Origin of the sequence: Enterobacter sp. RHBSTW-00318 (genome assembly GCF_014101375.1) — a bacterium.
GTDB classification, from domain to species: domain Bacteria; phylum Pseudomonadota; class Gammaproteobacteria; order Enterobacterales; family Enterobacteriaceae; genus Enterobacter; species Enterobacter ludwigii.
This window is the reverse complement of the sequence record NZ_JABXQH010000001.1, coordinates 3774417-3796277: the sequence shown is the minus strand read 5'-3', so window position 1 is coordinate 3796277 and position 21861 is coordinate 3774417. Positions and strand designations below refer to the sequence as shown.

20 protein-coding genes and 1 other RNA gene are annotated in these 21861 nt (G+C 54.9%); 6 read left to right on the top strand and 15 right to left on the bottom strand.

Going from position 1 to position 21861, the window contains the following annotated elements; all coding sequences use genetic code 11:
• Positions 1 to 17: 17 nt before the first annotated feature.
• From gcvH to HV157_RS18780, 6 genes are all read right to left on the bottom strand, one after another.
• On the bottom strand, positions 18 to 407 hold the full coding sequence (gene gcvH / locus HV157_RS18805; protein ID WP_014171522.1) for a glycine cleavage system protein GcvH: 390 nt from the start codon (positions 405 to 407) through the stop codon (positions 18 to 20).
• Positions 408 to 430: 23 nt separating this feature from the next.
• A complete protein-coding gene (gene gcvT, locus HV157_RS18800; RefSeq protein WP_020883724.1) occupies positions 431 to 1525 on the bottom strand; it encodes a glycine cleavage system aminomethyltransferase GcvT in 1095 nt (364 codons plus the stop codon).
• 430 nt (positions 1526 to 1955) lie between these two features.
• Complete coding sequence (gene ubiI / locus HV157_RS18795) at positions 1956 to 3158, bottom strand: FAD-dependent 2-octaprenylphenol hydroxylase (RefSeq protein WP_182268824.1); 1203 nt, start codon at positions 3156 to 3158, stop codon at positions 1956 to 1958.
• A 12-nt stretch (positions 3159 to 3170) separates the two neighbouring features.
• Positions 3171 to 4349 (bottom strand): 2-octaprenyl-6-methoxyphenyl hydroxylase, encoded by a 1179-nt coding sequence (ubiH, locus tag HV157_RS18790; protein WP_049023380.1) that lies wholly within the window; start codon positions 4347 to 4349, stop codon positions 3171 to 3173.
• Positions 4346 to 5659 (bottom strand): Xaa-Pro aminopeptidase, encoded by a 1314-nt coding sequence (gene pepP, locus HV157_RS18785; RefSeq protein WP_182378594.1) that lies wholly within the window; start codon positions 5657 to 5659, stop codon positions 4346 to 4348. Before pepP ends, ubiH begins: the two co-directional genes overlap by 4 nt.
• A 31-nt stretch (positions 5660 to 5690) precedes the next feature.
• Positions 5691 to 6269 carry a YecA family protein gene (locus HV157_RS18780; RefSeq protein ID WP_025203274.1) on the bottom strand — a complete coding sequence of 193 codons (579 nt, stop codon included), beginning with the start codon at positions 6267 to 6269 and terminating at the stop codon, positions 5691 to 5693.
• A gap of 168 nt (positions 6270 to 6437) precedes the next feature.
• Between HV157_RS18780 and zapA the strand changes: the two genes are divergently transcribed.
• The 3 genes from zapA to HV157_RS18765 all read left to right on the top strand — a co-directional run bounded on the left by zapA (position 6438) and on the right by HV157_RS18765 (position 7614).
• Complete coding sequence (zapA, locus tag HV157_RS18775) at positions 6438 to 6767, top strand: cell division protein ZapA (protein ID WP_006811891.1); 330 nt, start codon at positions 6438 to 6440, stop codon at positions 6765 to 6767.
• A 41-nt stretch (positions 6768 to 6808) separates the two neighbouring features.
• Positions 6809 to 6992, top strand: a non-coding RNA gene (ssrS, locus tag HV157_RS18770) — 6S RNA.
• A 25-nt stretch (positions 6993 to 7017) separates the two neighbouring features.
• The gene (locus tag HV157_RS18765) at positions 7018 to 7614 is read left to right on the top strand and encodes a 5-formyltetrahydrofolate cyclo-ligase (protein ID WP_182268823.1); all 597 of its coding nucleotides are present in this window, start codon (positions 7018 to 7020) and stop codon (positions 7612 to 7614) included.
• 45 nt (positions 7615 to 7659) lie between these two features.
• Here HV157_RS18765 and serA read toward each other — a convergent pair whose 3' ends face one another.
• A complete protein-coding gene (gene serA, locus HV157_RS18760; RefSeq protein ID WP_014171529.1) occupies positions 7660 to 8892 on the bottom strand; it encodes a phosphoglycerate dehydrogenase in 1233 nt (410 codons plus the stop codon).
• A 272-nt stretch (positions 8893 to 9164) separates the two neighbouring features.
• A complete protein-coding gene (gene rpiA / locus HV157_RS18755) occupies positions 9165 to 9824 on the bottom strand; it encodes a ribose-5-phosphate isomerase RpiA (RefSeq protein ID WP_014171530.1) in 660 nt (219 codons plus the stop codon).
• Between the two features lie 127 nt (positions 9825 to 9951).
• Between rpiA and argP the strand changes: the two genes are divergently transcribed.
• Positions 9952 to 10845, top strand: a complete 894-nt coding sequence (gene argP, locus HV157_RS18750) for a DNA-binding transcriptional regulator ArgP (RefSeq protein WP_008499727.1) — start codon at positions 9952 to 9954, stop codon at positions 10843 to 10845.
• Between the two features lie 47 nt (positions 10846 to 10892).
• On the opposite strand, the gene HV157_RS18745 is transcribed toward argP, so the two are convergent.
• From HV157_RS18745 to tkt, 7 genes are all read right to left on the bottom strand, one after another.
• Positions 10893 to 11633, bottom strand: coding sequence for an oxidative stress defense protein (locus HV157_RS18745; RefSeq protein WP_182268822.1), 741 nt, complete (start codon positions 11631 to 11633; stop codon positions 10893 to 10895).
• A 91-nt stretch (positions 11634 to 11724) separates the two neighbouring features.
• Positions 11725 to 12360 carry an arginine exporter ArgO gene (gene argO, locus HV157_RS18740; protein ID WP_014171533.1) on the bottom strand — a complete coding sequence of 212 codons (636 nt, stop codon included), beginning with the start codon at positions 12358 to 12360 and terminating at the stop codon, positions 11725 to 11727.
• A 146-nt stretch (positions 12361 to 12506) separates the two neighbouring features.
• On the bottom strand, positions 12507 to 13361 hold the full coding sequence (mscS, locus tag HV157_RS18735; protein ID WP_014171534.1) for a small-conductance mechanosensitive channel MscS: 855 nt from the start codon (positions 13359 to 13361) through the stop codon (positions 12507 to 12509).
• A 186-nt stretch (positions 13362 to 13547) separates the two neighbouring features.
• The gene (fbaA, locus tag HV157_RS18730) at positions 13548 to 14627 is read right to left on the bottom strand and encodes a class II fructose-bisphosphate aldolase (RefSeq protein WP_014171535.1); all 1080 of its coding nucleotides are present in this window, start codon (positions 14625 to 14627) and stop codon (positions 13548 to 13550) included.
• Between the two features lie 91 nt (positions 14628 to 14718).
• The gene (gene pgk / locus HV157_RS18725) at positions 14719 to 15882 is read right to left on the bottom strand and encodes a phosphoglycerate kinase (RefSeq protein WP_014171536.1); all 1164 of its coding nucleotides are present in this window, start codon (positions 15880 to 15882) and stop codon (positions 14719 to 14721) included.
• Positions 15883 to 15931: 49 nt separating this feature from the next.
• Entirely contained in the window at positions 15932 to 16951 is a 1020-nt protein-coding gene (gene epd / locus HV157_RS18720) for an erythrose-4-phosphate dehydrogenase (RefSeq protein WP_014171537.1), read from the bottom strand.
• Positions 16952 to 17333: 382 nt separating this feature from the next.
• Complete coding sequence (tkt, locus tag HV157_RS18715; protein ID WP_020883715.1) at positions 17334 to 19325, bottom strand: transketolase; 1992 nt, start codon at positions 19323 to 19325, stop codon at positions 17334 to 17336.
• A gap of 272 nt (positions 19326 to 19597) precedes the next feature.
• On the opposite strand from tkt, the gene HV157_RS18710 reads away from it, so the two are divergent.
• The gene (locus HV157_RS18710; protein ID WP_020883714.1) at positions 19598 to 20356 is read left to right on the top strand and encodes a M48 family metallopeptidase; all 759 of its coding nucleotides are present in this window, start codon (positions 19598 to 19600) and stop codon (positions 20354 to 20356) included.
• A 220-nt stretch (positions 20357 to 20576) separates the two neighbouring features.
• Positions 20577 to 21845, top strand: coding sequence for an OprD family outer membrane porin (locus HV157_RS18705; protein ID WP_020883713.1), 1269 nt, complete (start codon positions 20577 to 20579; stop codon positions 21843 to 21845).
• The last annotated feature ends 16 nt before the right edge of the window (positions 21846 to 21861 follow it).

Below are 21861 nucleotides of genomic sequence, written 5' to 3'. Positions count from 1 at the left end.
GGGGAGAGGGCTAAGGCTTACTCGTTTTCTAACAGCGCTTCGTACGCGGTGGCATCCAGCAGCGCGGCGACCTGCGATTCGTCGCTGGCTTTGATCTTGAAGATCCAGCCGCCTTCATAAGGCTCGCTGTTCACCAGCTCCGGGGAGTCGCTCAGGGCGTCGTTCACGGCAACAATTTCACCGCTTACCGGGGCGTAAATATCAGAAGCCGCTTTAACGGACTCGGCCACGGCGCAGTCATCGCCTGCTTCCACGGATGCGCCGACTTCAGGCAGGTCAACAAACACCATGTCGCCCAGCAGCTCCTGCGCATGCTCGGTGATCCCTACGGTGTAAGTGCCGTCCGCCTCTTTGCGCAGCCACTCGTGTTCTTTGCTGTATTTCAGTTCTGCTGGCACATTGCTCATTGAAGTTCTCCTGATAAAAATGATTAGGCGACCGGCTTACCGGCGCGAACAAAAATCGGTTTGGTCACGTTGACCGGCATTTCACGGTTGCGGATTTGCACCACTGCCGTTTCGCCAATGCCCGCCGGAACACGCGCCAGTGCAATACTGTAGCCCAGCGTCGGGGAGAAGGTACCGCTGGTGATCACGCCTTCACGCGGGTTGCCGTCAGCATCTGTAAAACGCACCGGCAGCTCGCCGCGCAGCACGCCTTTCTCGGTCATCACCAGGCCAACCAGCTGTTCAGTGCCCTTTTCACGCTGCATTTCCAGCGCTTCACGGCCAATAAACTCACGGTCAGCCGGTTCCCAGGCGATGGTCCAGCCCATGTTGGCCGCCAGCGGTGACACGCCTTCATCCATCTCTTGCCCGTAGAGGTTCATACCGGCTTCCAGACGCAGCGTATCGCGCGCGCCCAGACCTGCCGGCTTAACGCCGGCTTCCACCAGCGCACGCCAGAAATCGGCGGCTTTCTCATTCGGCATGGCAATTTCATAGCCCGCTTCACCGGTGTAGCCGGTGGTCGCGATAAACAGATCGCCCGCCTGTACGCCGAAGAACGGCTTCATGCCGTCGGTGGCTTTACGCTGCTCATCGCTGAACAGAGAGGCGGCTTTAGACTGCGCGTTCGGCCCCTGCACGGCGATCAGCGACAGATCATCGCGGACGGTGATATCGATGGCGTAAGGTTCAGCGTGTTGGGTAATCCAGGAGAGGTCTTTTTCGCGGGTGGCGGAGTTTACAACGAGGCGGAAGAAATCTTCAGAGAAGTAATAGACGATGAGGTCATCAATTACGCCGCCGGAGGCATTCAGCATGCCGGTGTAGAGCGCTTTGCCTGGCGTCTTCAGTTTGGCGACGTCGTTTGCCAGCAGATAACGTAAAAACTCCCGGGTGCGGCTGCCATGCAGGTCGACAATCGTCATGTGTGACACGTCGAACATACCGGCATCGGTGCGCACCGCGTGGTGCTCATCAATCTGCGAGCCGTAGTGCAGCGGCATCATCCAGCCATGGAAGTCCACCATGCGTGCGCCGCATAACACGTGTTGTTCGTACAAAGGAGTCTGTTGAGCCATCTTTTCCTCGTTGAATAAGCAGGGCTGTCTTGCGTTTCGCACACCTGAACAGTGCCACGAAACCCGGCGCCGCGATCGCTTTCTGGACCCCGACGCAAACGTTCTCTTTTACCTGAACTTACCACCGAAACCGGCGATTAACCATAAGGTAAAACGGGCCATCACATTAGCTTATGACCTAAAAACACGAAAAAGCTTACAGAGTTATTCACTGGCAAACTGCGATTAAACCCGCATAAAATTAACATTGCTCTAACAGGATTTAGCAGATGGTGATATTTCATGCGGAAAAACGGGCGGAATTTCCGTAGCATAAAAATAGTAAGATTAGATTTTCTAATGCGAAAAATGCGGTGAAATTAGATTATTTCAAACGAGCGAATTTCCCCGGCGCAGAGGCCGGGAAAACAAAGTGTGACGGGGGTCTATATTAGCGCAGCCAGTCCGGCAGGTCGTTAAGACCCATCGCCTGGCGAAGGAGTTGAGGTTTTACGCCCGGAAGGGTATCGGCAAGTTTAAGGCCGAGGTCGCGCAGCAGTTTTTTCGCTGGATTCGCGCCGGCAAACAGCTCACGGAAACCCTGCATGCCTGCCAGCATCACCGCTGCACTGTGCTTACGGCTGCGTTCGTAGCGACGCAGATAGAGATGCTGGCCGATATCTTTGCCTTCGCGATGCAGGCGACGCAACTCTTCTACCAGCTCTGCCGCGTCCATAAAGCCAAGGTTCACGCCCTGCCCGGCCAGCGGATGGATCGTATGCGCCGCGTCACCCACCAGCGCCAGACGGTGCGCCGCAAACTGACGCGCATAGCGTCCGGTTAACGGGAACACCAGCCGCTCGCTCTCAAGGGTGCATAGCCCAAGACGGTTATCAAACGCGACGCACAGCGCCTGGTTAAACGCCTCGGGAGTCGCCTCCTGCATCTGTTGCGCTTTATCAGGAACCAGAGACCAGACAATCGAACACAGGTGCGGATCGCTCAACGGCAGGAATGCCAGAATGCCGTCATTGTGGAAGATTTGGCGCGCCACCCCACCGTGCGGCTCTTCAGTGCGAATCGTTGCCACCAGAGCATGATGGCGATAGTCCCAGAACGTCAGCGGAATATCCGCCTTGTTACGCAGCCAGGAGTTGGCACCGTCAGCGCCCACAACCAGTCGCGCGGTCAGCATGTCACCGCTTTGCAGGGTGATAAAGGCGTCGTTTTCTCCCCAGGCGACCTGCTGGATTTGCGCCGGTGCCAGCAGCGTGACATCGCTGCAGGACTGCGCCTTTTGCCACAGAGCATGGTGGATAACGGCATTTTCGATGATGTGTCCCAGATGGCTGTAGCCCATGCTTTCATCATCAAACGCGATATGACCAAAGCTGTCTTTGTCCCACACTTCCATGCCGTGATAACAGCTGGCACGCTGCGCCACGATCTCTGACCAGACGCCAAGGTGCGTCAGCAACTTTTCACTGGCCGCATTGATTGCCGAGACGCGCAGTTCCGGCGGCGCGTCCTGCGCGACAGGCTGCGGCACGTTTTGCTCCAGTACCGCAACGCGCAGGCCGCTGCCCTGTAAACCACAGGCCAGCGTCAGTCCTACCATTCCGCCGCCAACGATGGCGACATCAACATTTTGCACGGTGATAACTCCTTAACGCGCGACCCAACCAAGAGTCCGCTGCGCCAGCACGTCACGTGCCGGAATGAATAATTCCATCGCCATCAGCCCAAGATTGCGGCCTGCAACCAGGGGTGCCCAGCGATTGGCAAACAGGTGCACCAGACCATCCGTCACACCAATCGTCGCCTCTTTATCTGCCCGGCGTCGCTTCTGGTAATGGCTGAGCACCGACCAGGCACCACAGTCTTTTTGCTCGCTCCACGCCTGTGAAAGCGTTTCTGCCAGGCTCATCACGTCGCGAAGCCCGAGGTTAAACCCCTGCCCGGCGATGGGATGCAATGTCTGCGCGGCATTGCCGACCAGCGCCATGCGATGGGAGATAGACTGCGAGGCGGTGGTCAGCGACAACGGGTATACGCTCCGCTTTCCCGCGTGGGTAATACGTCCCAGCCGCCAGCCAAAGGCTTTTTGCAGCTCGGTACAAAAACGTTCGTCAGACCAGGTTTGTATCTCAGCCGCGTTGTCCTGCGGATGGCACCACACCAACGAACTGCGATCGTGGGACATGGGCAGCATCGCCAGCGGGCCATGCTGGGTGAAACGCTCAAAAGCGCGGCCGTTGTGAGCGCCCGCTGTCGAAACGTTAGCAATGACGGCCACCTGCCCGTAGGGCTGTTGTCGCCACTCCACGCCGCACTGCGTGCCGAGCGAAGAGCGCGAACCGTTTGCCGCTACCAGAAGCTGGCCTTCAAGGACGGTACCGTTTTCCAGCACCACGTTGACCGACGCGTCACTGCGGCTAAAGCTGGCCACACGCGCCGGGCAATGCAGGGTCACGCCTGGCGCATCCTTAAGCAGGCGGAACAGGCGTAACCCGACGTCGTGCAGCTCCACGACCCGGCCCAGCGCATCTATACGGTAATCATGCGCATCCAGGGTAACGAAACCGGCATGACCGCGATCGCTGACGTGAACGGTGTTAATCGCCGTCGCGCAGTCGGCTATCGCCTGCCAGATGCCAATGCGTGAGAGTTGCTGACAGGTACCCTGCGCCAGTGCAATGGCGCGGGCATCAAAACCGGGGTGATCAGAGGCCTCTGGCGCAACGGCCTCCACCAGATGCACCGGCAGTTTTCCCTGCGTAAAATGCGAGATGGCCAGTGCCAGCGTGGCTCCGGTCATCCCGCCGCCAACGATAATCACGCTCATACGCGTGCCGCTGCCATCAGCGCCTCGATATCGTCAGCATTTTTCACGACGCTGGCGGTCAGGTTTTCGTTGCCGGTTTCGGTAATGACGATGTCGTCTTCGATACGAATGCCAATCCCACGGTATGCTTCCGGCACGTCGGCATCCGGCGCGATATACAGCCCCGGCTCAACGGTTAATACCATGCCTGGCTCTAGCACGCGGGAACGATCGACACCGTACGCTCCCACGTCATGCACATCCAGCCCCAGCCAGTGGCTCAGGCCGTGCATAAAGTACGGACGATGCGCGTTCTCGGTAATCAGGGTATCCACGTCACCTTTCAGGATACCGAGCTTCACCAGACCGGTGATCATGATGCGCACCACTTCGCCGGTCACTTCCTGAATGGACGTGCCCGGACGGTACAGCCTGAGCGCCGTCTCGAGCGATTCGAGGACGATGTCATACACCGCGCGCTGTGCGGGGGTGAATTTACCGTTCACCGGGAACGTACGGGTAATATCGCCCGCATACCCCTGGAATTCGCATCCGGCGTCAATCAACACCAGATCCCCGTCGCGCAGCACACTTTCGTTTTCGGTGTAGTGCAGAATGCAGCCGTTTTCACCGCCGCCGACAATGGTGTTGTATGAAGGATAACGCGCGCCGTGGTGGTTAAATTCGTGATGAATCTCCCCTTCCAGCTGGTATTCAAACATTCCCGGGCGGCATTTCTCCATGGCACGGGTGTGTGCCAGCGCGCTGATTTCACCCGCGCGGCGCATCACGTCCAGCTCTTCCGGCGATTTGAACAGACGCATCTCATGCACCACCGGACGCCAGTCCGTCAGGGTGGCTGGCGCGGACAGATTCTGCCTCGAACCTTTGCGCAGCTTATCCAGAGCGGTAAAGACAATCTCATCGGCATACGCATACTCGCCCTGCGCGTGGTAAAGCACATCCAGGCCATTCAGCAGTTGATAGAGCTGCTGGTTGATTTCACTGAATGCCAGTGCCCGATCCACCCCCAGCTTCTCTGGCGCAGCCTCTTGCCCTAAGCGGCGGCCAAACCAGATTTCGGCTGTGAGAACGCGAACGCGGTTAAAAATCACGCTGTGGTTGTGGGTGTCATTACTCTTAATCAGCACCAGTACCGCTTCCGGCTCGTTGAAGCCGGTGAAGTACCAGAAATCGCTGCTCTGGCGATAGGGGTATTCGCTGTCGGCGCTGCGCGTCACTTCTGGCGCAGCAAAAATCAGCGCGGCGCTGCCCGGCTGCATATTGGCCAGCAGCGCCTGACGACGGCGCGAATACTCTTGATTTGAGATAACCATGACACCCTCCTGTGCGTTATTTTTCTTAATGTAAGGTTGGCTTACGGACTTCCGGTGCGGTCGGCTGCGAACGCGTAAAGTGGTCGTGGCACAGCAACGCTGCAACGCGAACGTATTCGATGATCTCTTCGAGAGACATTTCCAGCTCTTCCTGGTCTTCGTCTTCATCGTAGCCCAACTGCGCAATGTTACGCAGATCGTCGATCGCCTCACCCGCTTCGCCGGTCACTTTATCGAGTTTCGGCTGCGTGACGCCCAGCCCCAACAGGTAGTGGTTAACCCAACCTGCGAGCGCATCGGCACGATCGAAGACGCTGACGTCATCGCCTTCAGGCAGATAAAGCTGAAAAAGGAAGCCATCGTCTTCCAGCGAATCGCTGATCGCGGAGTGCATTTTACGCACGGCTTCCGCCAGCTCGTGACCAAACGCCAGCCCTTCGTTCGTCAGGTCGTGGATCAGCGGCTGCCATGAGCTGTCGCTGTTTCCGCCGCACAGCATGCCACTGATCAGACCGTGCATTTCCGCAGAGGTTAAACCGACTCCCTGCTGGTTCAGTAACTGGTTTAAATCCTTGTAACCAGGCATTTCGTTCTGTATAGACATGCGCATTCGTCATCGTTGGGAGGAATATTCATGATATGCTACCACTTTGGACCCTGGTGATACCAGAAAAGGGCTTGTATCTTCACATCAGGGTAGCTATAGTGTCGCCCCTTCGCAGCCCCCGGGGCAGTAAGCGAAGGCAGCGCAGTCAATCAGCAGGAAGGTGGCATGTCTGCACAACCCGTCGATCTCCAGATTTTTGGCCGTTCACTGCGAGTGAATTGTCCGCCTGAACAAAGGGATGCCTTGAATCAGGCTGCGGACGATTTGAATCAGCGGTTGCAAGATCTCAAAGAACGCACTAGAGTCACAAATACTGAGCAGCTGGTTTTCATCGCCGCGTTGAACATCAGTTATGAACTGACTCAGGAAAAAGCGAAGACCCGCGATTACGCGGCAAGCATGGAGCAGCGCATTAAAATGCTCCAGCAGACCATTGAACAGGCATTGCTTGATCAAGGTCGCAATCCCGAAAGACCGGGACCAAAGTTTGAATAACACTTCTCAGTTGACTATGGTAGAGTAACTGTGAAGACAAAATTTCTCTGAGATGTTCGCAAGCGGGCCAGTCCCCTGAGCCGATATTTCATACCACAAGAATGTGGCGCTCCATGGTTGGTGAGCATGCTCGGTTCGTCCGAGAAGCCTTAAAACTATGACGACACATTCACCTTGAACCAAGGGTTCAAGGGTTACAGCCTGCGGCGGCATCTCGGAGATTCCCTCTCTTTTTCTTCTACCGACTACCATGACCCAACTCCCTGAAGTCTCTTCCTCACGCCAGGACATCCGTCAGCTCATGCGTCAACGCCGTCGTGCGTTAACTCCCGAACAGCAAGCACAGTTTGCCCAGCAAGGCGCAGCCCGTATGATGGCCTATCCCCCTGTTGTGATGGCGCGTACCGTCGCCCTGTTCCTCTCATTTGATGGCGAGTTGAATACTCAACCGCTGATAGAACAGCTGTGGCGCGCCGGGAAAAGAGTGTACCTGCCGGTGCTGCATCCGTTTAGCCGGGGAAATTTGCTGTTTTTACATTACCATCCGCACAGCGAACTGGTGGTGAATCGTCTGAAAATCACCGAACCAAAACTCGACGTCCGCGACGTCCTCCCCCTATCAGAACTGGATGTGCTGATCACGCCGCTGGTGGCGTTTGATGAGCAGGGTCAGCGCTTAGGGATGGGTGGCGGTTTTTATGACAGGACGCTGCAAAACTGGCAGCAGTATCATTTACAGCCTGTGGGGTACGCACATGACTGTCAGGGCGTGGAAGCCTTGCCGGTAGAGAAGTGGGATATTCCGCTGCCTGCGGTAGTGACGCCGGGCAAAACCTGGCGCTGGTAAAATAAAGCCGGGTAGCGACCCGGCTTTATGCTCACAGAAACAGAATCAGTACAGCAGACGGGCGCGAATGGTACCCGGAATGGCCTTCATGCTCTGCAGCGCTTTTTCCGCTACATCTTCGTCCGCTTCAATATCAATTACCACGTAACCCATCTGAGAGTTCGTTTGCAGATACTGCGCGGCAATGTTGACGCTCTGCTCGGCAAAGATCTGGTTGATCGCAGTCAGCACGCCCGGACGGTTTTCATGGATGTGCAGCAGACGACGGCCACCGTGCAACGGCAGAGACACTTCCGGGAAGTTCACGGCAGAGAGCGTAGAACCGTTGTCGGAGTATTTGCTCAGCTTGCCCGCGACTTCCAGACCGATATTTTCCTGCGCTTCCTGCGTCGAGCCGCCGATGTGCGGCGTCAGGATCACGTTGTCGAATTCGCACAGCGGAGAGGTGAACGGATCGCTGTTGGTAGCAGGCTCAGTCGGGAAGACGTCGATTGCCGCCCCCGCCAGATGCTTACGCTTCAGCGCATCGCACAGCGCCGGAATATCGACAACCGTACCGCGCGCGGCGTTGATCAGCAGTGACCCCGGCTTCATCAGCGCCAGTTCCTCAGCACCCATCATGTTTTTCGTCGACGCATTTTCCGGCACATGCAGGCTGACCACGTCGCTCATGTTCAGCAGGTCAGAGAGGTGTTGAACCTGAGTGGCGTTGCCCAACGGCAGTTTGCTTTCGATATCATAAAAATAGACATGCATCCCCAGGGATTCAGCCAGGATCCCCAGCTGAGTACCGATGTGGCCATAGCCAATGATACCGAGTTTTTTACCACGGGCTTCGTATGAACCCGCAGCCAGTTTGTTCCACACGCCGCGGTGCGCTTTGGCGTTAGCTTCCGGAATACCACGCAGCAACAGCAGCAGCTCGCCAATCACTAACTCCGCCACGGAACGGGTGTTGGAGAACGGGGCGTTAAAGACAGGCACACCGCGTTTTGCGGCGGCATTCAGGTCAACCTGGTTGGTACCGATGCAGAAACAGCCGATGGCAACCAACTTTTCCGCCGCGGCAATCACGTCTTCAGTCAGTTGGGTACGGGATCGCAGGCCAATGAAATGGGCATCACGGATGGACGCTTTCAGCTCTTCGGTGTCCAGCGCGCCTTTGTGAAATTCGATGTTGGTGTAACCTGCTGCACGAAGGCTATCAAGCGCTTTTTGATGCACGCCTTCAACCAGCAGGAATTTAATCTTGTCTTTCTCCAGTGATACCTTTGCCATTTACCTTACCCGACCCTGTTTTTGTCTGAACTGATGTTGTGCTGGATTTAAATCCGCTGTAGCCAACATATCAAAAAAAACTATTGCAGCAATATGAACGTTTGCGTCGGCACTCTGAAGAAAAGTCATACAGAGCAAAATGACAGAGGAAAATGCTGTAGAAATTTGCGAATGCGGCAGGATCGGCAAACGAGAGGTAAAAAGCGTGACACAAGTCACCAAATTTAGCTTTTCAAAATTTTTTTAGCGGGGGGAGGTCTCCCCCCATCAGATCATTTTACGATGGTTTGCACGCCATCTGCCGTGCCGATCAGCGCGACATCCGCGCCACGGTTGGCGAATAACCCTACAGTCACTACGCCTGGAATACCGTTAATGGCATTTTCCAGCGCAATGGCGTCGAGAATTTCCAGACCGTGAACGTCGAGGATCACGTTGCCGTTATCAGTGATGACGCCCTGACGATATTCCGGGCGTCCACCCAGTCTCACCAGTTCACGCGCCACAGCGCTACGCGCCATTGGGATCACTTCTACCGGCAGCGGGAATTTACCCAGGATATCAACCTGCTTTGACGCATCGGCGATACAGATGAATTTATCCGCCACGGAGGCGATGATTTTTTCACGCGTCAGCGCCGCACCGCCGCCTTTGATCATCTGCATATGGCCGTTGATTTCATCCGCGCCATCAACGTAGATGCCAAGACGGTCAACTTCATTCAGATCGAAAACGGTGATGCCAAGGCTTTTCAGCTTTTCCGTGGAAGCGTCGGAGCTGGAAACTGCGCCCTCGATCTGCCCTTTCATCGTGCCCAGCGCATCGATAAAGTGTGCCGCCGTCGAGCCCGTACCAACACCGACAATGGTACCCGGTTGCACATACTGGAGAGCGGCCCATCCTACTGCTTTTTTCAGTTCATCCTGCGTCATGATCGTTTAGCCTGTGGTGTGAAAACGTAGGCCGCATTATAGAACACGTCGGGTGGATTTCGTCTGCCACGAAGGGAAAATTGTGTCATAGTGCAGATTAAGCAAAATTAAGGAGTCAGCCAGAGCAATGAAACGTCCGGACTACAGAACACTACAGGCACTTGATGCAGTTATTCGTGAACGCGGTTTTGAGCGCGCAGCGCAAAAGCTTTGTATCACTCAGTCCGCCGTATCACAACGCATCAAGCAGCTGGAAAACATGTTCGGGCAGCCTCTGCTGGTACGTACCGTTCCACCGCGTCCAACGGAGCAAGGGCAAAAGCTCCTCGCCCTGCTGCGCCAGGTTGAACTGCTCGAAGATGAGTGGCTGGGCGACGAACAGACCGGCTCAACGCCGCTGCTGCTCTCGCTGGCGGTGAACGCCGACAGTCTGGCAACCTGGCTGTTGCCGGCCCTTGCGCCGGTGTTAGCGGACTCCCCGATTCGCCTGAATCTGCAGGTTGAAGATGAAACCCGTACGCAGGAGCGCCTGCGTCGCGGTGAAGTGGTTGGGGCAGTCAGTATCCAGCCTCAGGCGCTGCCGAGCTGTCTTGTCGATCAGCTGGGCGCACTGGACTACCTGTTTGTCGGCTCAAAAGCGTTTGCCGAGCGCTACTTCCCGAACGGCGTCACCCGCGCCGCGCTGCTGAAAGCCCCTGCGGTGGCGTTCGACCATCTGGACGATATGCATCAGGCCTTCCTGCAGCAAAACTTCGATCTGCCGCCGGGCAGCGTGCCATGTCATATCGTGAACTCGTCTGAAGCGTTTGTGCAGCTCGCACGTCAGGGCACCACCTGCTGTATGATCCCGCACCTGCAGATAGAGAAAGAGTTGAAAAGCGGTGAGCTGATTGACTTAACGCCGGGGCTATATCAGCGCCGGATGCTCTACTGGCACCGTTTTGCGCCAGAAAGCCGCATGATGCGCAACGTCACCGACGCGCTGCTGGCGTATGGGCATAAGGTGTTGAGACAGGATTAAGGAACAATTCCCCTCTCCTGACGGGAGAGGGGGATCGTGAAGACAGATTACTGCGCTTTTGCCGGCTCAGTCTGCTGACTTTGGGTCGGCTGCAGCTGGAATACCACATCAACCTGATCGTCGAACTGAATCGTCGGCTGCTCATAAGTTTCCTGAGCAGACACCGGCGCCGCGTCGGCCTTCATCATCCGTACCATCGGGCTTGGCTGATAATTTGAGACGTGGTAACGCACGCTGTATACCGGACCGAGCTTACTGTTGAACCCGGACGCCAGCTGTTGCGCCTGATGGATTGCATCATCAATGGCGGCTTTACGCGCCTGGTCTTTGTATTTTTCCGGTTGCGCAACGCCCAGTGAGACGGAACGAATTTCGTTCAGACCCGCTTTCAGCGCGCCATCCAGCAACGAGTTCAGTTTATCGAGCTGACGCACGGTTACTTCAACGGTGCGCACGGCACGGTAGCCTTTCAGGATGCTTTTACCGTTCTGGTAGTCGTAATCAGGCTGGGTACGCAGGTTGGCAGAGCTGATGTCTTTTTTAGCGACACCGTTCTGCTCCAGGAAAGAGAGATATTGCGCAACACGATCGTCAGCCTGCTTCTTGGCAGAAGCGGCATCTTTCGCGGCCACGTTCACTTCAATTGCCAGCGTTGCAACATCGGGTACCGCATCCACGCTTGCGGTGCCTGAAGTGACGATGTGCGGGCCATCAGGCAATTCACTTGCCTGCACCGACACCGTACCTAAACTCACTAATGCCGCCAGGGCCATCACTTTAAACTTCACTGTCATTCCTCCATGTTGCGAAGAGTGCCCAACAACAGGGCGCATGCCAGCAAGCTTAGCGGCTCTCGCTCAGTTGTCCATAAGACAACGCTTAGTTGAGCAATTCCTGAACATGATGAATCCCCTCTTTTGCCAGCTGAAAGGCAATAAACCACATCACCACGCCCACCAGCGTGTTGATGATCCGCTGGGCTTTAGCGGTACGCAGACGCGGGGCCAGCCATGCCGCCAGAATCGCGAGACCGAAGAACCACAGGAATGAGGCGCTGACGGTACCCAGGGCAAACCAGCGTTTTGGCTCAACGTCGAGCTGCCCACCCAGGCTGCCCAGCACCACAAAGGTATCCAGATAAACGTGCGGGTTGAGCCAGGTGACCGCCAGCATGGTGACGATAATCTTCCAGCGGCCCTGCTTCATGACCTCGGCGCTCGCCAGTTCGAGATTGCTGCTCATTGCCGTTTTCAGCGCGCCAAACCCATACCACAGCAGGAACGCTACCCCACCCCAGGTCACCAGCGCCAGAAGCCAGGGAGACTGCATCAGCAGCGCACTGCCGCCAAAGATTCCGGCGCAGATCAGCAGCAAATCGCTCACCGCGCACAGCAGGGCAATCATGAGATGATACTGACGGCGAATGCCCTGGTTCATCACGAACGCGTTCTGCGGGCCAAGGGGAAGGATCATGGCCGCACCTAATGCAAGACCTTGAAAATAATAAGATAACATGAATAAATTCTCAGCAAGTTGTCCTGGGAGCTGACTATACTGCGAGAATCTTATTAGAGGAAATTGATAATATTAATTGGTGATTAGTATTGCTAATAAAAAGGCCCGGTGGCGTTGCCGCTCACCGGGCCTGCTGAGGAAGAGGATTACTCGGCTTCTTTCTCGCGTTTAAGGTTCACGTCCATCTGTGGATACGGGAAGCTGATCCCGTTGGCATCAAAATCACGTTTGATACGTTCCAGAACATCCCAGTAAACGTTTTGCAGATCGCTGCTTTTGCTCCAGATGCGCACGACAAAGTTGATGGAGGATGCCCCCAACTCGTTCAGGCGAACGGTCTGCTCTTTATCTTTCAAAATACGATCGTCGGAGGCAATGATATTGGCGATCAGCGATTTCACCTGATCGATATCAGAATCATACGCCACGCTGATAATCAGCTCGTTACGACGTACCGGCTCGCGGGAAAAGTTAATGATGTTGCCCGCGATGATTTTCCCGTTCGGTACCACTACGATACGGCCATCAACAGTTCGCAGGGTGGTTGAGAAAATCTGCACCTGCAGTACGGTGCCGGCAATACCGCCCAGGTCAACGTACTCGCCAGAGCGGAACGGACGGAAGGTTACCAGCAACACACCCGCTGCCAGGTTCGAGAGCGACCCCTGCAGCGCCAGACCAATGGCCAGACCGGCGGCACCGAGAACAGCAATCACCGAGGCAGTCTGTACGCCAACACGCCCCAGTGCAGCAATCAGCGTAAAGGCAATAATACCGTAGCGCACCAGTGCAGAGAGGAAGTCAGCCACAGTGGCGTCAATGTGACGCGCCAGCATCACGCGGTTTACGGCGTTTGATACGATACGCGCCACGATCATCCCGACGATGATGATGGCAATCGCCGCGACGATGTTAACGGCATAGCTCAGCAGCAGCGCCTGGTTGCGCACCAGCCAGTTACCGGCATTATTGATGCTGTCTACAACATCGAGTTGTTCCATTTAGTCTTCCTTTTGTTATCCCAAAACACAAAATCCATCCCCCATGGAGACAGGCAGGTCAGTAAAGGGTAAACAAAAAGGACCGGTTTTGCCAAACAGATCACATAAACGGGCCGGGCAGACCATTGAAAAAGCATAAAAAAAGGCCCGCATTCGCGGGCCTTCTGATGCTATGAGGAGCTTAAATTACAGAACGTCAACCGCGTTCAGTTCTTTGAAAGCCTGCTCCAGACGCGCCACCATGGAAGTCTGCGCAGCACGCAGCCATACACGTGGATCGTAGTATTTCTTGTTCGGCTGGTCTTCGCCTTTCGGGTTGCCCAGCTGGCCCTGCAGGTAAGCTTCGTTCGTTTTGTAGTACTGCAGGATACCGTCCCATGTTGCCCACTGGGTGTCGGTATCGATGTTCATTTTCACTACGCCGTAGCTTACGGAGTCTTTGATTTCCTGAGCAGAAGAACCGGAACCGCCGTGGAAGACGAAGTTCAGGCTGTTGTGCGGCAGGTTGTGTTTCTTAGAAACGTATTCCTGAGAATCACGCAGGATGGTTGGGGTCAGAACCACGTTACCTGGTTTGTAAACGCCGTGTACGTTACCGAAGGACGCTGCGATGGTGAAGCGTGGGCTGATTTTGCTCAGCTCGGTGTAAGCGTAATCAACGTCTTCTGGCTGGGTATACAGTGCAGAAGCGTCCATGTGGCTGTTGTCCACGCCGTCTTCTTCACCACCGGTGCAACCCAGTTCGATTTCCAGGGTCATGTCCATTTTGGCCATGCGCGCCAGGTACTTAGAGCAGATTTCGATGTTTTCGTGCAGGGACTCTTCAGACAGGTCGATCATGTGAGAAGAGAACAGTGGCTTACCGGTCGCTGCGAAGTGTTTTTCACCCGCGTCCAGCAGACCGTCGATCCACGGCAGCAGTTTCTTCGCGCAGTGGTCAGTGTGCAGGATAACCGGAACACCGTAGTGTTCAGCCATCTGGTGTACATGGTGCGCACCAGAGATTGCGCCCAGGATTGCCGCGCCCTGAGGAACGTCAGTTTTCACGCCTTTACCAGCGATGAATGCTGCGCCACCGTTAGAGAACTGAACGATAACCGGTGCTTTAACTTTTGCAGCAGCTTCCAGTACGGCGTTAATGGAGTCGGTACCAACGCAGTTAACTGCTGGCAGAGCGAAGTTGTTTTCTTTAGCTACCTGGAACACTTTCTGAACGTCATCACCAGTGATCACGCCAGGTTTTACGAAATCAAAAATTTTAGACATGTTGCTTAGTCCTGTATCTTCGGCCGTTAGAAAAGGTGCGAGCTCATAAAGCGCGCTGAAAATTGGGCAGGTTTCCCTGCCCTTGAATGGCTTACTTCTTAGCGCGCTCTTCGAGCATTGCTACTGCTGGCAGTACTTTGCCTTCCACGAACTCGAGGAATGCGCCGCCACCAGTGGAGATGTAGGAGATCTTGTCAGAAATACCGAACAGGTCGATTGCTGCCAGCGTATCACCGCCGCCTGCGATAGAGAACGCTTCGCTGTCTGCTATAGCGTTAGCAACGATTTCAGTACCTTTGCGGAAGTTCGGGAATTCGAACACGCCAACAGGACCATTCCACAGGATAGTTTTTGCGTTTTTCAGGATTTCAGCCAGTTTCTGTGCAGAAACGTCGCCCAGGTCCAGAATCTGCTCATCATCTTTGATGTCGTTAACAGATTTCAGGGTCGCAGTCGCTGTTTCAGAGAACTCAGTCGCGACGCGAACATCCGTTGGAACCGGGATATCGCAGGTGGTCAGCAGACGTTTTGCTTCGTCAACCAGATCCGCTTCGTACAGGGATTTACCGACGTTATGGCCTTGTGCCGCCACGAAGGTGTTCGCGATACCACCGCCAACGATCAGCTGGTCAGCGATTTTAGACAGGGAATCCAGTACTGTCAGTTTGGTAGAAACTTTAGAACCACCAACGATTGCAACCATTGGACGAGCAGGTTCTTTCAGCGCTTTACCCAGTGCGTCCAGCTCAGCAGCCAGCAGAGGACCGGCACACGCGACGTCTGCGAATTTACCGATACCGTGGGTTGAAGCCTGCGCACGGTGAGCAGTACCGAAGGCGTCCATCACGAATACGTCACACAGTGCAGCGTATTTTTTGGACAGCGCTTCGTCGTCTTTCTTTTCGCCTTTGTTGAAGCGAACGTTTTCCAGAACAACCAGTTCACCGGCAGCGATGTCTACGCCGTCCAGGTAATCTTTTACCAGGCGAACCGGGTTCGACAGTTTGTCTTTCAGGTAATTAACAACTGGCAGCAGAGAGAACTCTTCATTGTACTCGCCTTCAGTTGGACGACCCAGGTGGGAGGTCACCATCACTTTAGCGCCCTGCTTCAGAGCCAGTTCGATGGTTGGCAGAGATGCACGGATACGCGCGTCGCTGGTCACTTTGCCATCTTTAACCGGTACGTTCAGATCAGCACGGATGAAAACGCGTTTACCAGCCAGATCCAGATCGGTCATCTTAATTACAGACATGGTGAATCCTCTCGTTGATTCTTAAAGTTTTGCAGACGCACGATGCGTCTTACCTGAAACCTTGAGCGGCCATTGCTAACGTGGTGTCGAGCATTCGGTTAGCAAAGCCCCATTCGTTATCACACCAGACCAGCGTCTTGATAAGGTGTGCGCCACTGACGCGCGTTTGAGTGCCATCGACAATGGCGCTGTGCGGGTCGTGGTTAAAATCTACTGAGACCAACGGTAATTCCGTATAGTCAACTATACCATGAAATGCCCCCTGTGCTGCTTTTTGCAGCAACAGGTTGACTTCACAGGCTTTTACCGGTTTTTTCACCGTCACGCTCAGGTCAATTGCGGTGACGTTAATCGTCGGTACACGTACGGCAATTGCTTCAAAACGATCATTAAACTGCGGGAAAAAACGGGTGATACCTGCCGCCAGTTTTGTGTCCACCGGAATGATTGACTGGCTCGCGGCTCGCGTGCGTCGTAAGTCCGGATGATAGGCGTCAATCACCTGCTGATCGTGCATCGCTGAATGAATCGTGGTTACGGTGCCGGATTCAATGCCATACGCATCGTCTAACAGTTTGATGACCGGAATAATGCAGTTGGTGGTGCAGGAGGCGTTGGAAACAATGCGGTGTTCGGCTTGCAGCTCATGCTGATTCACGCCAAATACGACGGTCGCGTCGAGGTCGTTGCTGCCAGGATGGGAAAACAGGACTTTTTTCGCACCTGCTGTCAGATGCGCTTCGCCATGCTCGCGGTTACCGTATACGCCAGTACAGTCAAGTACGATATCCACACCCAGTTCACGCCACGGTAGCCCGGCAATACTGCTCTCATGCAGCACGCGGATGGCATCGTCGCCGACAAACAGCTGATCTCTTTCCTGGCGAACATCCCAGGCAAAGCGTCCGTGGCTGGTGTCATATTTCAACAAATGCGCCATGCCCGCAGCATCCGCCAGTTCGTTGATAGCCACCACGGTTATTTCCGCCCGACGCCCGGATTCATATAAAGCACGAACCACGTTACGCCCGATGCGACCGAAGCCATTAATCGCTACGCGTACGGTCATAGATCTCCTGCAAAGCTATCCCTGAGTTTGAGGTGGCTGAAAGAGTAATCCAGCTACGCCCGAAGGGGAATCCTTGCTGTCACAAACTGCGATTGATTGGTCAATTGTCGAACATTTAATCGACTGAAACGCTTCAGCTAGAATAAGCGAATCAGGGAATAAAAGGAATGTCTGTCCAGAGCAATAAGCGCGCTATATGACTTGCGTCACATTTTGGATGGAATAATTCACAGGAACGTTACATGTTTGAGGAATAGTGGACATATAAGGCGGATTGCGTGAAAAAAACTAAACGGTAACCCAAAGGTTACCGTTTAGGGTGTTTGCGCCCTCTTCTCAGCGAGAGCACGGACAGGGGCTCGCGCCCCTCCCCTACAAACAATTACAGCAGTTCTTTTGCTTTCGCGACAACGTTTTCAACGGTGAAGCCGAACTCTTCGAACAGCAGCTCTGCCGGAGCAGATTCACCAAAGGTGGTCATGCCGACGATTGCGCCGTTCAGGCCCACATATTTGAACCAGTAGTCAGCGATACCCGCTTCTACTGCCACGCGCGCGGTAACGGCTTTAGGCAGTACGGATTCGCGGTAGGCGGCATCCTGCTTGTCGAACGCATCGGTAGACGGCATGGAAACCACGCGCGCTTTAACGCCTTCGGCAGACAGTTTTTCCCATGCGGCAACAGCCAGCTCAACTTCAGAACCGGTCGCGATGAAGATCAGCTCTGGCTGACCCGCGCAATCTTTCAGCACGTAACCACCACGGGCGATGTTCGCCAGCTGCTCTGGAGTACGCTCCTGCTGTGCCAGGTTCTGACGGGAGAGGATCAGTGCGGTTGGGCCGTCCTGACGCTCAACACCGTATTTCCACGCCACGGCGGACTCAACCTGGTCGCATGGACGCCATGTGCTCATGTTTGGCGTCACGCGCAGGGAAGCCACCTGCTCTACCGGCTGGTGAGTTGGGCCATCTTCGCCCAGACCGATGGAGTCGTGGGTGTAGACCATCACCTGACGCTGTTTCATCAGCGCAGCCATACGCACGGCGTTACGCGCGTACTCGACAAACATCAGGAAGGTAGAGGTGTACGGCAGGAAACCACCGTGCAGGGAGATACCGTTCGCAATCGCGGTCATACCGAATTCACGCACACCGTAGTGGATGTAGTTACCGGCAGTGTCTTCGTTGATTGCTTTAGAACCAGACCAGATTGTCAGGTTAGATGGCGCCAGGTCAGCGGAGCCGCCCAGGAATTCTGGCAGCAGCGGACCGAACGCTTCAATCGCATTCTGAGAGGCTTTACGGCTGGCGATTTTGGATGGGTTCGCCTGCAGTTTAGCAATGAACTCGTTCGCTTTGGCGTCGAAGTCAGACGGCATGTCACCCTTCATACGACGGGTAAATTCAGCCGCTTCCTGTGGGAAGGCTTTCGCATAGGCAGCGAACTTCTCGTTCCATGCGGATTCTTTCGCCTGACCCACTTCTTTAGCATCCCACTGCGCGTAAATTTCAGATGGGATTTCGAAAGCAGGATATTTCCAGCCCAGCGCTTCGCGCGTCAGTGCGATTTCCGCGTCGCCCAGTGGCGCACCGTGGGAATCGTGGGTACCCGCTTTGTTCGGGGAACCGAAACCAATGATGGTTTTGCACATCAGCAGTGACGGCTTGTCCGTCACAGCGCGCGCTTCTTCTACTGCACGTTTAATCGAGTCAGCATCGTGACCGTCAACGCCACGCACAACGTGCCAGCCGTAAGCTTCGAAACGCTTCGCGGTGTCGTCAGTGAACCAGCCTTCAACGTGACCGTCGATGGAGATGCCGTTGTCGTCATAGAACGCAACCAGTTTGCCCAGCTTCAGGGTACCTGCCAGGGAGCACACTTCGTGAGAAATGCCTTCCATCATGCAGCCGTCGCCCATGAATGCGTAGGTGAAGTGGTCAACAATGTCATGACCTGGACGGTTGAACTGCGCGGCCAGGGTTTTCTCGGCAATCGCCATACCCACCGCGTTAGCAATACCCTGACCCAGCGGGCCGGTGGTGGTTTCTACACCTGCGGTGTAACCCACTTCCGGGTGACCTGGCGTTTTGGAGTGCAGCTGGCGGAAGTTTTTCAGCTCTTCAATTGGCAGATCGTAGCCAGTGAGGTGCAGCAGGCTATAGATCAGCATTGAGCCGTGGCCATTAGACAGCACGAAACGGTCGCGGTCAGCCCAGGAAGGGTTCTGCGGGTTGTGGTTCAGGAAATCTCGCCACAGGACTTCGGCGATATCAGCCATACCCATTGGGGCGCCCGGGTGGCCAGATTTGGCTTTCTGTACTGCGTCCATGCTCAGCGCACGAATAGCATTAGCAAGCTCTTTACGTGAGGACATTTTAACTCCAGATCGGACTGTTAAAGGCCATGCCCTTGACGACAGCGCGTTTTGGGCTACGCCGGAAAAAAGTGCCAACAATGTAACCCAAGCGGCATGTCATGTACATGGAGCATTCTTTTGCAGCTTAAGAAATCTCTGGATCATGCTCGCATGTTGCGCAATCTGCTCGCCCGGCCCCGTAGATATTCCTTATACTTAGCCCGACCCCGGCTTCGTTGCCGGTGCACTTTTCAGATTTTATTCAGATTAACGAGTACGGAAGCGACATCATGAAAATGCGTGCAATAGTGCTGGCCCTGGGTACAACGCTCCTGCTGAGCGGCTGTCAGAATATGGATTCTAACGGCCTGATGTCCTCAGGCGCAGAAGCCTTTCAGGCCTACTCCCTGAGCGACGCACAGGTTAAAGCGCTGAGCGACCAGGCCTGTAAAGATATGGACGGAAAAGCCACGCTTGCCCCGGCCAATAGTACCTACACGCAGCGTCTGAATAAGATAGCCTCCGCGCTGGGTGATAACATTAACGGCCAGCCGGTGAACTATAAGGTGTACATGGCCAAAGATGTAAACGCCTTCGCGATGGCGAACGGCTGCATCCGCGTTTACAGCGGGCTGATGGATATGATGACCGACAACGAAGTTGAAGCGGTTATCGGCCATGAAATGGGCCACGTTGCACTTGGCCACGTGAAGAAAGGCATGCAGGTTGCGTTAGGCACTAACGCCATCCGCGCCGCGGCGGCGTCTACGGGCGGTATCGTCGGCAGCCTGTCACAGTCGCAGCTTGGCGATGTGGGTGAAAAACTGGTTAACTCTCAGTTCTCGCAGCGTCAGGAATCCGAAGCGGATGACTACTCCTACGATCTGTTGCGCAAACGCGGCATTAATCCATCAGGTTTAGCCACCAGCTTCGAAAAACTGGCCAAACTGGAAGCCGGTCGCCAGAGCTCTATGTTTGATGACCACCCGGCGTCAGAAGAGCGCGCACAGCATATTCGCGACCGTATGGCCGCAGACGGAATTAAATAATTCGAAAGGAGGCATATTTGCCTCCTTTTTATTTCGCATGAATTGTTAATTTAACCGCACATATCGGTAATAGTACTTGAGTACCTTTCTAAGCCGCGCAAACACTGGCTTATCGCCCTGAAACGTCTCGTCACATAATTATTGCAATCATTTACCATTCGGGTAATTATCGAGCTCGCAGTAATTCAATTTACAATATTAAGACAGAGACGTTCCCTCCGTGAAAAAAGAATTATCATTAATTGCGTTAAGTTTATTCGCCGCATTACCCGCCGTTGCAAGCCAGCAATCCGACAGCAAAGGCTTTGTTGACGACAGCCATTTAGATCTGTTTTTACGCAATGCGTATATCAGCCGTGATTATCATCAGGGCCAGCAGGACAAAGCCGAATGGGGTCAGGGTATCGTTGCCACGTTTGAATCAGGCTATACCGAAGGGCTGGTTGGCTTTGGTGTGGACGGCATTGCCCAGTATGGCGTGCGTCTGGACGGCGGTCGTGGAAAGAGCGGCGCGGGCGGCATTGACTTCTTTAAACAGGAAGACGATGGCCGGGCTAAATCCGATCTGGCGAAATTTGGCGCCACAGCAAAAATGCGTATTTCCAATACCGTGCTGAGCTACGGTAACCAGCGTCCGGAATTACCGATTGTTAATGCCGACAATTCCCGTCTGCTGTTTGAAAGCTTTACCGGCACCATGCTGACCTCAAAAGAGATCGCGGGTCTGGAAGTGAACGCCGGTTACTTCACCGATGAGCAGCGCAAAAGTGACGACCGCCACGACAGCGGCCTGAAGAGCCTCTCCTTCGGCGGTGCGAGCTACCAGTTCAACGACCAGTTCAGCGGTGCGCTGTATGCCTCTCATGTGGAAGAGGTGATGAACAAGCAGTACCTGGGAATGAACTTCAAACAGCCGTTCAGCACCGGGCAACAACTGGTGCTCGATTTCAACGGCTATAACTCACGCCTGGATCAGCGCTACGCAGACAGCCTTGATACCGGACGCAGCAATAGCATCTGGAGCCTGGCGGCAAGCTACATCTGGGATATTCATACCTTCAAGGTGGCGTATCAGCAGAGCAGCGGCAGCACCGGCTATCACTATGGCAGCTATCGCGATCAGGGTGGCGTAGGTGACGGCGGCAATACCATCTGGCTGGCGAACTCTTACTGGTCTGATTTCAACGGCGAAGACGAGCGCTCCTGGCAGGCTTCTTACGCGCTGGACTTCGGCGGTCTGGGTTTACCAGGCCTGAGCTGGACCACAGCTTACGTGCGTGGCGACAACATCAAGACCTCTGAAACCAGCAACGGTAAAGAGCATGAGTGGTTTAACCAGATCCAGTATCAGGTGCAGGACGGCCCGGCTAAAGATCTGAAACTGAAACTCCGTTACTCCGTCCTGCGCGTGTCCAGCAACGCCAGCGACTATAACGTGGGCGGGGATGAGATCCGCGCGTACGTGGAATACCCGTTTAACGTGTTCTGATTAAGCCCCTCACCCG